The 13,203-nt window shown below is 75.5% G+C and carries 14 protein-coding genes and 1 pseudogene; 8 read left to right on the plus strand and 7 right to left on the minus strand.

Features of this window, described 5'->3' with window-relative positions; all coding sequences use genetic code 11:
• Window positions 1-9 precede the first annotated feature (9 nt).
• The 4 genes from AB0G32_RS26580 to AB0G32_RS26595 all read left to right on the plus strand — a co-directional run bounded on the left by AB0G32_RS26580 (window position 10) and on the right by AB0G32_RS26595 (window position 3,473).
• On the plus strand, window positions 10-615 hold the full coding sequence (locus AB0G32_RS26580) for a molybdopterin-dependent oxidoreductase (RefSeq protein ID WP_361168236.1): 606 nt from the start codon (window positions 10-12) through the stop codon (window positions 613-615).
• Window positions 608-1,372 (plus strand): ferredoxin reductase, encoded by a 765-nt coding sequence (locus AB0G32_RS26585; protein ID WP_361168239.1) that lies wholly within the window; start codon window positions 608-610, stop codon window positions 1,370-1,372. Before AB0G32_RS26580 ends, AB0G32_RS26585 begins: the two co-directional genes overlap by 8 nt.
• A 335-nt stretch (window positions 1,373-1,707) precedes the next feature.
• Entirely contained in the window at window positions 1,708-2,292 is a 585-nt protein-coding gene (locus tag AB0G32_RS26590; RefSeq protein WP_361168377.1) for a hypothetical protein, read from the plus strand.
• A 212-nt stretch (window positions 2,293-2,504) separates the two neighbouring features.
• Window positions 2,505-3,473 carry an acetylxylan esterase gene (locus AB0G32_RS26595; RefSeq protein ID WP_361168242.1) on the plus strand — a complete coding sequence of 323 codons (969 nt, stop codon included), beginning with the start codon at window positions 2,505-2,507 and terminating at the stop codon, window positions 3,471-3,473.
• A 6-nt stretch (window positions 3,474-3,479) separates the two neighbouring features.
• Here AB0G32_RS26595 and AB0G32_RS26600 read toward each other — a convergent pair whose 3' ends face one another.
• The gene (locus tag AB0G32_RS26600) at window positions 3,480-4,202 is read right to left on the minus strand and encodes a class I SAM-dependent methyltransferase (RefSeq protein ID WP_361168245.1); all 723 of its coding nucleotides are present in this window, start codon (window positions 4,200-4,202) and stop codon (window positions 3,480-3,482) included.
• A 307-nt stretch (window positions 4,203-4,509) separates the two neighbouring features.
• On the opposite strand from AB0G32_RS26600, the gene rho reads away from it, so the two are divergent.
• Together rho and AB0G32_RS26610 are read left to right on the plus strand one after the other, a co-directional pair.
• The gene (gene rho, locus AB0G32_RS26605) at window positions 4,510-5,649 is read left to right on the plus strand and encodes a transcription termination factor Rho (RefSeq protein WP_361168248.1); all 1,140 of its coding nucleotides are present in this window, start codon (window positions 4,510-4,512) and stop codon (window positions 5,647-5,649) included.
• A 99-nt stretch (window positions 5,650-5,748) separates the two neighbouring features.
• Window positions 5,749-6,636, plus strand: a pseudogene (locus tag AB0G32_RS26610) (D-alanyl-D-alanine carboxypeptidase); the annotation flags it as partial.
• An 11-nt stretch (window positions 6,637-6,647) separates the two neighbouring features.
• Here the strand turns inward: AB0G32_RS26610 and AB0G32_RS26615 are convergent.
• Both AB0G32_RS26615 and mptB read right to left on the minus strand, forming a co-directional pair.
• A complete protein-coding gene (locus AB0G32_RS26615) occupies window positions 6,648-8,030 on the minus strand; it encodes a glycosyltransferase 87 family protein (RefSeq protein ID WP_361168251.1) in 1,383 nt (460 codons plus the stop codon).
• Window positions 8,027-9,433: a polyprenol phosphomannose-dependent alpha 1,6 mannosyltransferase MptB gene (gene mptB / locus AB0G32_RS26620; protein WP_361168380.1), complete on the minus strand. Its 1,407-nt coding sequence runs from the start codon at window positions 9,431-9,433 to the stop codon at window positions 8,027-8,029. Before mptB ends, AB0G32_RS26615 begins: the two co-directional genes overlap by 4 nt.
• 237 nt (window positions 9,434-9,670) lie before the next feature.
• Between mptB and AB0G32_RS26625 the strand changes: the two genes are divergently transcribed.
• Window positions 9,671-10,729, plus strand: coding sequence for an acyl-CoA desaturase (locus tag AB0G32_RS26625; protein WP_361168254.1), 1,059 nt, complete (start codon window positions 9,671-9,673; stop codon window positions 10,727-10,729).
• A gap of 71 nt (window positions 10,730-10,800) precedes the next feature.
• On the opposite strand, the gene crcB is transcribed toward AB0G32_RS26625, so the two are convergent.
• The 3 genes from crcB to AB0G32_RS26640 form a co-directional block, all read right to left on the minus strand.
• The gene (gene crcB, locus AB0G32_RS26630; protein WP_361168257.1) at window positions 10,801-11,175 is read right to left on the minus strand and encodes a fluoride efflux transporter CrcB; all 375 of its coding nucleotides are present in this window, start codon (window positions 11,173-11,175) and stop codon (window positions 10,801-10,803) included.
• Complete coding sequence (locus tag AB0G32_RS26635; RefSeq protein WP_361168260.1) at window positions 11,172-11,606, minus strand: CrcB family protein; 435 nt, start codon at window positions 11,604-11,606, stop codon at window positions 11,172-11,174. The genes crcB and AB0G32_RS26635 overlap by 4 nt, the downstream gene beginning before the upstream one ends.
• A gap of 162 nt (window positions 11,607-11,768) precedes the next feature.
• Entirely contained in the window at window positions 11,769-12,059 is a 291-nt protein-coding gene (locus AB0G32_RS26640) for an ArsR family transcriptional regulator (protein ID WP_361168263.1), read from the minus strand.
• A 143-nt stretch (window positions 12,060-12,202) separates the two neighbouring features.
• Here AB0G32_RS26640 and AB0G32_RS26645 point away from each other — a divergent pair, with 143 nt between their 5' ends.
• A complete protein-coding gene (locus tag AB0G32_RS26645) occupies window positions 12,203-12,607 on the plus strand; it encodes a MarR family transcriptional regulator (RefSeq protein WP_361168266.1) in 405 nt (134 codons plus the stop codon).
• On the opposite strand, the gene AB0G32_RS26650 is transcribed toward AB0G32_RS26645, so the two are convergent.
• A complete protein-coding gene (locus tag AB0G32_RS26650) occupies window positions 12,608-13,009 on the minus strand; it encodes an SseB family protein (protein WP_361168269.1) in 402 nt (133 codons plus the stop codon).
• Between the last annotated feature and the right edge of the window lie 194 nt (window positions 13,010-13,203).

Consider the following 13,203-nt stretch of genomic DNA (forward strand, 5'->3'; position numbering starts at 1 on the left):
ACCACCGCGATGAACATCACCCGAGGCTTCACCGGACGCCCCCGCGCCGTCCGTCCGGGGCTGCCGCCCGGCCAGTACGACGCGCGCGACGACTGGCCGGTGCTGTCCGCCGAGGTCACGCCCGACCTGCCGGCCGCCGACTGGTCCTTCCGGGTCGGCGGGCTGGTCGCCGAGGCCCGCACCTGGACCTGGGAGCAGGCGCACGCGCTGCCCGCGGCGGCGTACGAGGGCGACATCCACTGTGTGACGGGCTGGTCGAAGTTCGGGATGCGCTTCGAGGGCGTGTCCCTGGACTCCTTCCTGGCGGCGGCCGGTCCGCTGCCGGCCGCCACCCACGCCGTGGTCCACGCGCACACCGGCTACACGGCGAACCTCCCGCTGGCCGACCTGACCGGCGGGCGTGCCTGGATCGCCTGGTCGTCGGACGGCCGGCCGCTCGACGCCGAGCACGGCGGCCCGGCCCGGCTGGTGGTGCCGCACCTGTACTTCTGGAAGAGCGTGAAGTGGGTCGCGGGCCTGGAACTGCTCGACCACGACGAGCCGGGCTTCTGGGAGGGCAACGGCTACCACCCGCGCGGCAACCCGTGGGAGGAACAGAGGTACTCCGGTGACTGAGACGACGGCGGCTCCCCTGCCGCGCACCCGGTTCGCCGTCCCCGGGCGGATCGCCGTGGACGAGCAGGTGGCGGCCCGCTGGCAGACCGCGACGCTCACCGAGATCCGCCGTGAGACACCGCGCGCGGCGACCTTCCGGTTCGCGGTGCCGGGCTGGGCCGGTCATCTGCCCGGCCAGCACCTGCTGCTGCGGCTCACCGCCGCCGACGGCTACACCGCGCAGCGCCACTACTCCCTGGCGTCCGCGCCGGACGACTCGGGGCACATCGAACTGACCCTGGACCGGGTCGCGGACGGCGAGGTCTCCGGCTGGTTCCACACGGTGGCCCGGCCCGGTGACCAGGTAGCGGTGCGCGGCCCGCTGAGCGGGTTCTTCGCCTGGCCGGGCGACCGGCCCGCGCTGCTGGTCGGCGCCGGTTCCGGCGTCGTACCGCTGATGTCGATGGTGCGGCACCACCGGGCCCGGAACCTGTCGGTGCCGCTGCGGCTCGTGGTGTCCGCGCGCGCTCCCGAGGACCTGCTCTACGCGCGGGAGTACGGCGCGGAGTCGACGCGGGTGTTCACCCGGTCCGCACCGGCCGGGACGCCGGTCGGCCGGCTGACGGCCGCCCACTTGGCGCCGCTGCTGGCCGAGCGCCCGGCCGGCGGCTGGGAGGCGTACGTGTGCGGGTCCAACTCCTTCGCCGAGCACGCGTCGCGGCTGCTGGTCGCGGCGGGCCAGCCGGTCGACCGGATCCGCGTCGAGCGGTTCGGGTAGGGCCCGCTGTAGGTACCGCTGTAGGGACCGCGACTGCGGTGGGGCGCACCTGCGGCTCCCGGTCCACGGCCCGCTGCCCCCGGTTCACGGTCCGCTGCCCACGGTTCACGGTCCGCTGCCCACGGTTCACGGTCCGCTGCCCACGCCCCCTCCGCGTTTTCCGTCGCCCGCCCTGGGCACCTGAGCGGCGCCGGGGTGGCGCGGGTGCGGCCGGACGGGGTACCAGAACCGTGCGGGTACTCGTGCGCGTGGCCGACGCGGAGGGACCGGCGGCCCGGGAAGCCGTGCGGCCGGCCGTCCGGCCCCGCGGCCGCGGCGGGGGCGAGGAGGACGAGATGCGAATGCGGGTGCGCGGCTGGCGCTGGCGGCGCAATCCGCTGCGGCGCCGGTCGGACGTGATCGAGGCGTGGACGGTACTGGTGGTGGCGGTGCTGCTGCTGGTCGGCGCCCCGGCGGTGGGGGCGGCCACGGCCTGGTGGGCGCACGGCCAAGCGCGGGCGGTCGCCGCCGAGCAGCGGGCCGAGCGCCGCCAGGTCCGCGCCGAGGTGATCGGCGCGACCCCCGAGACACTGCCGTCGGTGCAGTCCGGCGGACAGCACTCCTACCGGGCGACGGTGCGCTGGTCCGAGCCGGGCGAGGCGCCGCGGACCACCGCGGCCCGGCTGCCGGCCCAGACCCGGCGCGGCGAGACCGTCGACGTGTGGCTGGACGCGCGGGGCCGCAGCGTGCCCCCGCCGGCCGACGCCGCCACGGTGTGGCGGCACGCGGTCACCATGGGCGCGTGCGCCACGGCGGGCGCGGCGGCCACCATCCTGCTCGGGCACTGCGCGGTGCGCCGCGTCGCCCTGCGGCGCCGGCTGGCGGAGTGGGACCGCGCCTGGGCCCGTACCGAACCGCAGTGGTCGCACCGCGACGCCTGATCCGATCACCTTCCGCGGCCGAGCTCGTCCACCGGGACCCTCGGTCGTCCCGGCCACCCGGTTGACCAGCGAGAACATACCGCCCCGGGTGCACACACCGACGCCGCCCCCTTACGAGTTGCGACCAGGATCTGGCGAGTCCTCCGATCACTCACGTACGGTGTGATCATCCGGACGGTCCGGCGCTGTCCCTCTCCCCAAGGCGGTTCTCGATGGCCCTGTTCGACCTTCCGCTCGACGAACTCCGCGACCACCGCAGTACGTCGCCCGAGCCGGAGGACTTCGACGCGTTCTGGAGCAAGACGCTCCAGGAGTCCCGCGAACACGACCTGGACGCCCGCTTCGAGCCGGTCGACACGGGGCTGACCGCGGTACGGACGTACGACGTGACGTTCGCCGGGTTCGGCGGACACCCGGTGAAGGGCTGGCTGAACCTGCCGGCCGGGGCCGACCGGCCGCTGCCGCTGATCGTCGAGTACATAGGCTACGGCGGTGGGCGCGGCCTGCCGCACGAGCACCTGCTGTGGGCCGCCACCGGCCGGGCGCACTTCGTGATGGACACCCGCGGCCAGGGCAGCGGCTGGGGCGGCGGGGGCGCCACGGCCGACCCGGTCGGCGGCGCGCCCGCCTACCCGGGGTTCATGACCCGGGGCATCGACGCGCCGGAGAACTACTACTACCGCCGGGTCTTCACCGACGCGGTGCGCGCGGTCGAGGCGGCCCGCTCGCACCCGCTGACCGACGCCGCGCGCACCGTCGTGCTCGGCGGCAGCCAGGGCGGCGGCATCACCCTCGCGGTCGGCGGGCTGGTGCCGGACCTGACGGCGGTCGCGCCCGACGTGCCGTTCCTGTGCGACTTCCCGCGCGCGACCACGATCACCGACCGGCACCCCTACCGGGAGATCGGCCTGTACCTGAAGACGCACCGGGGCCGGGCCGAGGACGTGCGGCGCACGCTGTCCTACTTCGACGGGGTGCACTTCGCGGCCCGCGGCCGGGCCCCCGCACTGTTCTCGGCGGCCTTGGAGGACCTGACCTGCCCGCCCTCGACGGTGTTCGCGGCGTTCAACGCCTGGGCGCACCAGGACAAGGACATCGAGGTGTACGAGTTCAACGACCACGAGGGCGGCGGGCCGTTCCAGCAGGCCGCCAAGGTGCGCTGGCTCAGCGGCCGGATCTGACGGACGTCAGGGTTTGCGGGCGGTGACCAGGCGGGCGCGCGGCGCGCCGTCGGGCCGCCGCCCGATGCCGGGCAGCGGGTGCAGGTCGACCAGGAAACCGGCCCGCGCCAGCTCCCGGCGCACGTCGCCGAGCCGGAAGGTCCGGTAGTACATGACGAACGGCGGCCGCCACACCGCGTTGCGCACCCGCATCGCGGTGTCGAAGCCGAGCAGCGCCCAGTAGGCCCGGGAGCCGGGGCGCGGCGGCGCGCCGAGCGGGAAGGCGAACCGGCCGCCCGGCCGCAGCGCGGCGTACACCTGGGCGAAGAGTCCCGGCAGTTCGCGGGGCAGGAAGTGCCCGAACGCGCCGAAGCTCACCACCAGGTCGAACGCCGCGGTGAAGGGCAGCGCGCGGGCGTCGGCGCGGACCCAGGAGCGGGCCGGTCCGGCGGGGCGGGCGGGCCGCCGGGCGACCTCCAGCATGCCCGCGCTGAAGTCGACGCCCGTGACGCTCGTCCGGCACACCCGGGCCAGCACGTCCAGGCCCGCGCCGGTGCCGCAGCACAGGTCCAGGCCCGCGTCGAACGGGCCGAGCGGCAGCAGCGCGGCGGTCACGGCGTCCAGCACCGGTCGCGGGGTGCGGTACGGGGTGTGGTCGAACTTCGGGGCCAGCAGGTCGTAGCCGTGCTCGACCGACGACAGTGCCTGGACGGCGAGTTCGCGCAGGGTGGGAGCCTCGGGGCGGGACATCGGGTCAGCGTAGCGGCAGCGGTGGCGGCCGGGCCGCTCGCCGGTCGTGGTACAGTCTGGTTAGCACACGTGCACGTCCCCTTCTTGGGACGCCGGTGCCGTTCTCATCCCGGTTCACCGAACCGCCCGTCCGATCCGGTCGGGGCGTCGGTTTTCCTCACACCACCCCGCGAGCGGGTTCTCCCGCTGTCGCCGAGGTGCTGTTCCCCCGCCGTCCGCAGGCACGTCTCACCGCCTGCCCGCACGGCCTCTCTCCCCCTTCCCCACGCGTCTCGTTCGCTCGCCGTCCTCGAAAGGACCCTCCCTCATGACCACCACACTCGAACACCCTCCCGTCCAGCAGGGGCCGGCCGAGACCCTCGGCGGCGTCCTCGACCTCGACGCGGGCGGCAAGGGCCACCTGCGCACCGCCGGTCTGCTGCCCACGGCCGCGGACCCGCAGCTCTCCGCCGCGCTGATCCGCCGGCACGGCCTGCGCAAGGGCGATCTCGTCGAAGGCGTCCGCGGCGACCGGCGCACCCTGACCGACGTGGTCCGGGTCAACGGCCGCGCCCCCGAGCGGCCCGGCGCGCGGCGGCGCTTCGGCGACCTGACGCCGCTCCACCCGCACCGGCGGCTGCGCCTGGAGCACCCGGCGGCGGGCCTCGCCGGACGCGTCGTCGACCTGCTCGCCCCGGTCGGCAAGGGTCAGCGCGGCCTCCTCGTGGCGCCGCCGAAGACCGGCAAGACGGTCCTGCTCCAGCAGCTCGCGGCCGCCGTGACCGGCAACCACCCCGACGTCCGGCTGATGGTCCTGCTGCTCGACGAGCGGCCCGAGGAGGTCACCGACATGCGGCGCTCGGTGCGCGGCGAGGTGTACGCCTCCACCTTCGACCGGACGCCCAAGCAGCACATCGCGCTGGCCGACCTGGTGATCGAACGGGCCAAGCGGCTGGTCGAGGCCGGTGAGGACGTGGTCGTCCTGCTCGACTCGCTGACCCGGCTGTGCCGGGCGCACAACAACGCCGCCGGTCCCGGCGGCCGCACCCTCAGCGGCGGGGTCGACGCGGGCTCGCTGACCGGCCCGAAGCGGTTCTTCGGCGCCGCCCGGCAGGCCGAGGAGGGCGGCTCGCTCACCATCCTGGCCACCGCGCTGGTGGAGACCGGCTCGCGGGCCGACGAGTTCTTCTTCGAGGAGCTCAAGAGCACCGGCAACATGGAACTGCGGCTGAGCCGCGAGCCCGCCTCCCACCGCCTCTTCCCGGCCGTGGACGTCGACGCCTCCGGCACCCGGCGCGAGGAACTGCTGCTGACCCCCGGCGAGTTGACGGCCGTGACCGGACTGCGGCGGGCGCTGCGCAGCCGGGACGGGCACGGCAGCCTGGAGACGCTCCTGGAGCGCATGCGCGCGACGCCGGACAACGCCACGTTCCTGCGCCGCATCCAGCCGACGCTGCCCACCGGCTGACGGGCCGTCGCCGGCCGGGCGTGCGGCATCCGGGTGCCGGTCCCCGCCACTCGGCCCTCACGATGTGGCGCCTGGCGCCCACATTCCTACGTTTGCGGTATGACTATCGGATTCTCTTCCCGGTTGGTTCTGTCCGGCTGCGCACTGTGCGCGACGGGGCTGCTGGCCCTGGCGCCCGCCGCGGCGGCGGTCCGCACCAGGCCACCGGACCCCGGCCCGTATCCCGGAGCGCGCGCGGCGGCCCCGGAGCCGGCCCTGCTGTACCGCGCCGGCACCCAGGTCCGGCCGCGTCCCGGGGCGCCGGAACTCCCCGATGTGTCCGCCCTGTCCTGGGTGGTGGCCGACGCCGGCAGCGGCGCGGTGCTGGCCGCGCACGACGCGCACCGCGCGCTGCCGCCCGCCAGCACCCTCAAGACGCTGTTCGCCCTCACCATGCTGCCGGTGCTGCCCGGCGGCATCCAGCACGAGGTGCGGCCCGAGGAACTGGCCGAGGTCGGTCCGGGCAGCAGTCTGGTCGGGGTCGCCGAGGGCCGCACCTACCGGGTCGCCGACCTGTGGAACGGAGTGTTCCTCAACTCCGGCAACGACGCCGTGCACGTACTGGCCGCGCTCGGCGGCGGCTGGCGCGAGGCGGCCACCCGGATGCAGGCCAAGGCCCGCGCGCTGGGCGCCCGCGACACCCACGTGCGGTCGCCCGACGGCTACGACGCGCCGGGCCAGGTGTCGTCCGCCTTCGACCTCGCGGTGTTCGGCCGGGCCGGGCTGCGCAACCCGGAGTTCGCCCGGTACTGCGCCCGGGCCGCGGCGCTGTTCCCGGGCGGCGGCGGGGACACGTACCCGATCGAGAACACCAACCGGCTGCTGACCGGCGCGGACGGGGTCGCCGCCTACCCGGGGCTGGTCGGTGTCAAGAACGGTTACACCAGCGGCGCCGGGCACACCCTGGTGGCCGCCGCCCGGCAGGGCGGGCGGACCCTGGTGGTGACGGTGCTGAACCCTCAGGACGGCGGCGCCTTCACCGTGTACGAGGAGGCCCGCTCGCTGCTGGACTGGGGGTTCGCGTCGGCCGGCCGGGTCGATCCGGTCGGCTCGCTGGACGCTCCCCGCGCGCGGTCGCGGCCGGGGCCGGCCTCGTCGGCCGAACCGGTCGCGGCGGCGGCACCGGCCGAGGACGGGCCGGGCTGGGCGGAGACCTGGGCGATCACCGGCGCGGCCGGACTGGGCGGCGGGGCCGTGCTGCTCGTGCTGCGGCGGGTGGCGGGCCGGTCCGACGAGGAGTGACCGGCCGGCAGCGCCAGCAGCAGGCCGAGGGTGATCCAGACGTAGGTGTTCGCGCCGAGGAAACCGTCCGGACCCGAGGCGTCGTCGGTCCACAGCCACACCACGCTGGTGCACAGCACCGCGTACAGGGCGCCCGCGACCCGCGGGTGCCCGGTGCGCAGCAGAACCGCGAGGGCCGGCAGCAGCCACACCAGGTGGTGCACCCAGGTGACCGGGCTGACCAGGCACGCGGCCAGTCCGGTCAGGGCGAAGCCGGCCGGCCAGTCCCCCAGGGCGACCGCCCGCCGGGTCCGCCACGCCCACACCGCCAGCACCGGCAGCACCGCCGCCGCCCACACCGCCCGGTCCGGTTCGCCCAGTCTGGCCAGCACCCCTTGCAGGGACTGGTTGGAGACATAGGCGAGACGGCCGACCCGGCTGGTGTCCCACAGCGCCTCGGTCCAGTAGAAGCGCGAGGCGTCCGGCACCGCCCAGGCGGCCAGCGCGGTCGCCCCGGCGGCCACCGCCGTCGCGGTCCCGGCCGCCCGCCACCGCCGGGCGAGCAGCAGCAGGCCGATGAAGAGGACGGGCGTGAGCTTGACGGCCGCGGCCAGTCCGATGCCGACGCCCGCCCACCGGCCGCGCCCGGTGGCCAGCAGCCGCGCGTCGGCCAGCACCAGGGCCAGCAGCACCAGGTTGACCTGGCCGAAGCTGACGGTGTCGCGCAGCGGTTCGAACAGGGCCAGCAGACAGCCGGTCAGCGCCCAGCCGTAGACGCCCGGACGCCACCGGGCGCCCGCCGCCAGGACCCGCAGGACCACCGCGAGGGCGATCAGGTCCAGCAGCAGGCAGACCGCGACGGTGGCGGGCAGGCCGAGCAGGGCCATCGGCAGCATGGCGAGGGCCGCGAACGGCGGGTAGGTGAAGCCGTACGCCGTGCCGGGCACCCGGTAGTCGTAGATCCGGCCGCCGTGGTGGCGCCAGCTGTCGACGGTGCCGTGGTAGACGCGCAGGTCGAACCAGTCGCGCAGCAGGGGCACGGTGGCGGTGAAGACGGTCACGGCGGTGGCCAGGGCCAGGATCAGCAGCAGCCGGCCGCGGTCGGTGGACGGCCGCCTCATGCGACCGGGTCCAGCGCCGGTGCCGGGCGGGCCTGCTGGAACTGGTGGGCCTGCCACAGCACGATCGCGGCGAGCACACCGCCGCAGACCGCCAGGGCCAGCTGTCCGGTGTCCGCCGGGCCGCCGCCGGGCAGCGTGGCGAGGGCCAGCACGCCGGTCACGGCCGCCGCGCGGTGGCGTACGGCGGTGGGCGCGGCGGCGGCGATCAGGTAGAGGCCCCACAGTGCGTACCAGGGGCGGATCGCCGGGCCGAGGGCGGCGACGGCGGCGAGGCTGAGGCCGACGGCGTACACCGGGCGGTGCCGCAGCCGGACCCAGACCAGGAGGACGGCGACGGCGGCGCAGACCAGGCCCAGGGTGTGCCAGGCGGGCACGGCCAGGTGGGCGAGGCCGCTGCCGAGGCGCTCCAGCAGGGTGCGGGTGGCGCCGCCCAGGAGGCTGGTCAGGGCCCAGTTGCCGGTCGAGACAGGGGTGTCGAGGGCGGCCGCCCAGCCGTATCCGGTGCCGGTGGCGGCCGTGGCGGCGACGGTGGTGACCACGGCCGTGAGGACGGTCGTCAGCAGTGCCCGGACCGGACGGCGTCCGGCGCGGACCTGGAGCACGACGACGGCGCCGAGGCCGACCGCGGCGGGTGCCTTGACCAGGGCGGCGAGGGTGACCAGCGCGGCCCCGGCGGCCGGCCAACGGCCCAGCGCGGCGGCCAGTCCGGCGCCGAGCAGTGCGAGCATCACGGCGTCGTTGTGGGCGCCGGCCACCAGGTGCAGCAGGACCAGCGGGTTGAGCGCGCCGAGCCACAGCGCGGCGGCCGGGTCGGCGCCGCTGTACCGGGCCAGGCGGGCCAGCGCGAGCGCCATCACCGCGACCCCGGCCAGCGCGACCAGCCGCATCCCGACCACGCCCGCCGGGAGTTCGCCGCGGGTCAGTGCGGACAGCAGGGCCGAGACGCCGATGAACACCGGGCCGTACGGGGCACCGGTGTGCTGCCACAGCGGCGCCACCTCGTCGGCCAGTGGTCCGCCGAGCCGGGCCGGGCCGTGGGTGTACACATCGATGCCTGCGTCCGCCATGGCGCCCTGCGCGAGGTAGCTGTAGACGTCCCGGCTGAACAGCGGCGGGGCGAGCAGCAGCGGCGCCGACCAGAGCGCCAGGGTCAGCAGCAGGGCGCGTGGCGTCGGCGGCTCGGGGCCGCGCACCTGGCGGCCGAGCAGCGCCCAGGCCGCGATCAGCAGGACGATGCCGAAGTAGACGGCGACCAGGCCGAGGGCGGCGCGGCCGGCGGCGGGGGCGAGCAGCTCGCGCACGGGCAGGGCACCGGCCGTCTCACCGCCCGCCGCGAGGGCGGCGGTGCCGGCCAGGCCGAGCAGCCGGCAGCGGCGGAGGTCGGCGGAGCGGACGACGGGCAGCACGCGGGCAGCATGTCGGCGCCGGGTGGCCGGGAGTCGACGTGCCGCCCTCCGCCCGGGAGACCTCGGGTGACCGCCGTGTGCTCCCGGCTCCGCCGATGGTGGTGGCCGATGGCGGTGGCCGATAGTGGTGGTCGATGGTGGTGTCAGCCCCACCCCCGGCCGGGGGTGCGCACCGCGCGGGTCCGGGGGCCAACATCATTCTGCTGCCGGGGCCTCGTTCACATACTGAAGCGCATGGCCAATCCAACGGTGCTCGCCGATCAGACGTCCATACGCGCATCCCGCGGGGAGCGGGAGAGGGGCAGCGACTTCTCCGAACTCTCCCGCCGGATCACCGAGGCGGGGCTGCTGCGGCGCCGCCCGCTGTATTACTCGATACGTTTCGGGGCGGTGGGAACCGCGCTCGCGGGGGGCGTGGCGGCGTTCCTCGCGCTGGGCGACAGCTGGGGCCAGCTGTTCGTGGCCGTGGCGCTCGCGGTCGTCTTCGGCCAGCTCGCCCTGGCCGCCCACGACCTCGCGCACCGCCAGGTGTTCTCCCGCCGGCGCCCCAGTGAGGCCGGCGGCCTGCTGACCGCGAATCTGCTGCTGGGCATGAGTTACGGCTGGTGGATGAACAAGCACACGCGTCATCACGCCAATCCGAATCACGAGGAGAAGGACCCGGACGTCTCGCCGGACATTCTGGTCTGGTCACGGCGGCAGGCGCGCGCGGCGGTGGGAATCGCGCGATTCGTCGGAAAGCACCAGGCGGTGCTTTTCTTCCCGTTGCTGACGCTCGAAGGTCTCAACCTGAGTTTCAACAGTGTCAAGGCGCTGCGCGGCCCGGCCGTGAAGCGGCCGGTGCTGGAGGGCGCGCTGCTGGCCGGGCACTTCGCGGTGTACTTCGGCGGGCTGTTCACGGTCCTCTCCCCCGGCAAGGCGCTCGTCTTCGTCGCCGTTCACCAGGGGCTGTTCGGGATCTACCTGGGTTCGGTGTTCGCGCCCAACCACAAGGGCATGCCGATGATCGAGGAGGGCACCCGGCTGGACTTCCTGCGCCGCCAGGTGCTCACCTCCCGCAATGTGCGCGGCGGCGCGTTCATCGACGCGCTGATGGGCGGCCTCAACTACCAGATCGAGCACCACCTCTTCCCCAGCATGCCCACTCCCGCGCTGGCCCGGGCCCAGCGGATCACCGAGCGGTACTGCGCCGAACTGGGCGTCCCCTACCACCAGACGGGACTGCTCGCCTCGCACCGGGAGGCGCTGCGGCACATGCGGAGCGTCGGGGAGCCGCTGCGCGCCGCCCGGTGAGTACGGGGCGGGGGGCGGCGGGCACGGGCCGACCTCCGAAGCCCCTCCGGCTGTCCCGGGGCCACGTCGGGTCAGCCCCGGAGAACCTCGCCCAGAGCCACGCCCGCGAACGCCGCGCCGACGCCGGCCGCCACGCTGAGCAGCACATTGCCGGCGGCGGCCCGGCCGGCGCCCGTCCCGGCCAGCCGCAGCGTGTCGTACGAGAAGGTCGAGTACGTGGTCAGTGCGCCGCACAGGCCGGTGCCGAGCATCAGTTGCAGGCGGGAGCCGGCCGCGCCCGCGACCGCCGCGCCGGTGAGCAGGCCGAGGATCAGCGAGCCGGCGACGTTGACCAGCAGGATGCCCCAGGGGAAGGCCGGGCCGCAGCGGGCGCGGACCGCGCGGTCGGTGAGGTAGCGGACCGGGGCGCCGATCATGGCGCCCACGACGACGAGCAGCCAGTTCACGACGGCCGCCCGCCGGTCAGGACCCGGCGGGTGCCGGCGGCGGCCGCCCAGACCGCGGCGAGCGCGGCGAGCGGGGTGGCGGCGAGGTAGGCCAGGCCGGTGGTCAGGTGCCCGGCCGCGGTCAGCCGCTGGAAGTCGACGGCGAACGTCGAGAAGGTGGTGAAGCCGCCGAGCACCCCGGTGCCGAAGAAGGGGCGCAGCAGGCGGTGGACCGGCCATCCGTCGGTGAGGGTCATGAACGCGCCGATCACGGCGCAGCCGGCCACGTTGACCCAGAAGACGGTCCAGGGGAAGCCGCCGGGCCCGGTGGGCCAGCACAGGGCGGCCGCGTAGCGGGCGGCGGCGCCCGCGCCTCCGCCCAGTGCGACAGCGGCGACGACGGGTGCCTGACCCCGGGCCGGGGGCGGCTCGGCAGGGCGGTCGGTGCTCATCGGGTGGTGCGTCTCCTACTCGCCGGCATGGGATGCCTTCGTGCGCAAGCAGGGACCGTTGGCGGCGGCGGTGCCGCGGTTCGGGTACGGCGGGCCCCTCCGCCGCGCCGCGCGGGCGCGGCCGGTGCCCAGCCTAACGCCGGGCCGCCGCTGCCAGCCCGGCTACCAGCCCTTTTCGAACATGCGGGCGACTTCGGCGATACGGACCTCGTCGCGCCGGTAGTACGTCCGTCCGCGCACCCTGCTGACGCGGAGCAGGCCGACGGCGGCGAGCAGGGCGAGGTGGGTCTCGGCGACCCGGCGGGGGACGCCGAGCCGGGCGGCGACGGCGTCCGCGTCCACGCCGTGGGCGGCGAAGCCGGCGGGTGCGCGGGGCGGCGGGAAGTGCGCGGCCGGGTCCTTCAGCCACTCCAGGATGTCCAGGCGCGTGCCGTCGACGGGACGCCTCAGCATCGTGTCCCTCCCTCCACCGGGGACGGCCTTGCCGTCGCTCCCCACTGTCCCGCAGCCGCGGGCCCGCTGTCCGGCGATGCGCGACTCCGGGCGGACGGGGCCGGGCCGACGAGTGGCGGCCGCGGCGGGACTACCATGCGGATATGGCAGCGAAGACGGCCGGCGTGCGGCTGGAGGACCGGTGGCGGGAGATCCTCTCGCTGCACGCGCGCACGTTCTGTGAGATCGACCGGGTGCTGCACCCGTACGGGCTCGGCGCCAGCGACTTCGAGGTGCTCGACCTCCTCGCCGCCGCCGCGCCCGAGGAGCACGGTCACTGCCGGGTGCAGAACCTGGCCGGCCGGGTCCATCTCAGCCAGAGCGCGCTGTCCCGGCTGATCGCCCGGCTGGAGCGGGACGGCCTGGTGCGGCGCACCGTCTGCCTGGAGGACCGGCGCGGCGTCTGGGTGGCGCTCACCCCCAGGGGCCGCGACCTGCACACCGAGACACTGCCGTTGCAGCGGGCCGTGCTGGCCCGGCTGCTCGGCGAGGACGGCGAGGACGGCTAGCTAGGGCCTGGCGAGCAGCGTCCGGACACCGTCCGAGGTGAGGGTGAGCCGGTGTTCGGAGCCGGCGTCGATGGACAGCGACAGGTCGTCGGCCGGCCACTGCGCGGCGAGCGCGCCGAGCGGCACCAGGCGGTAGCGGGAGACGAACGGCAGCAGGTCGGCCATCTCCAGTTCCGAGGTGAAGACGGGCACCACCTGCCCGCCGCCCGACTGTTCCAGCACCGGCAGCGCCAGTGAGGACGCGCTCGCGGCGTCGTCGTCGCCCGCGTCGTCCGGCACCGGCACCAGCACCTCGCTGCCCGCCAGCGTGTCGAGCGCCGCCGTGTCCGCGGTGTTCTCGGTGAGGGTGTCCAGTGCCCGCTGCGCGGGGGTGGCGATGTTGTCGTTCGCAGGTGTCTCCATGGCAGTTCCCTGGTAGCTGCGGTCGTGCCGCCCGCTCTCGCGATGACTCGCGATGATCGGCACGGGCGCGGTCCCGCCTCGCGTACCCGGTGCCGGGCGCGGCAATCCTGCCCGGCGGGCGAGACGGCGGCGCCCGGCTCGCCGAGGGGCGGCACCGGGGGTTGACCCGGGGCCGGCCGCACGGTGTGATGTTA

The sequence above is a fragment of the Streptomyces sp. NPDC023723 genome, from assembly GCF_040639815.1.
GTDB lineage: Bacteria > Actinomycetota > Actinomycetes > Streptomycetales > Streptomycetaceae > Streptomyces.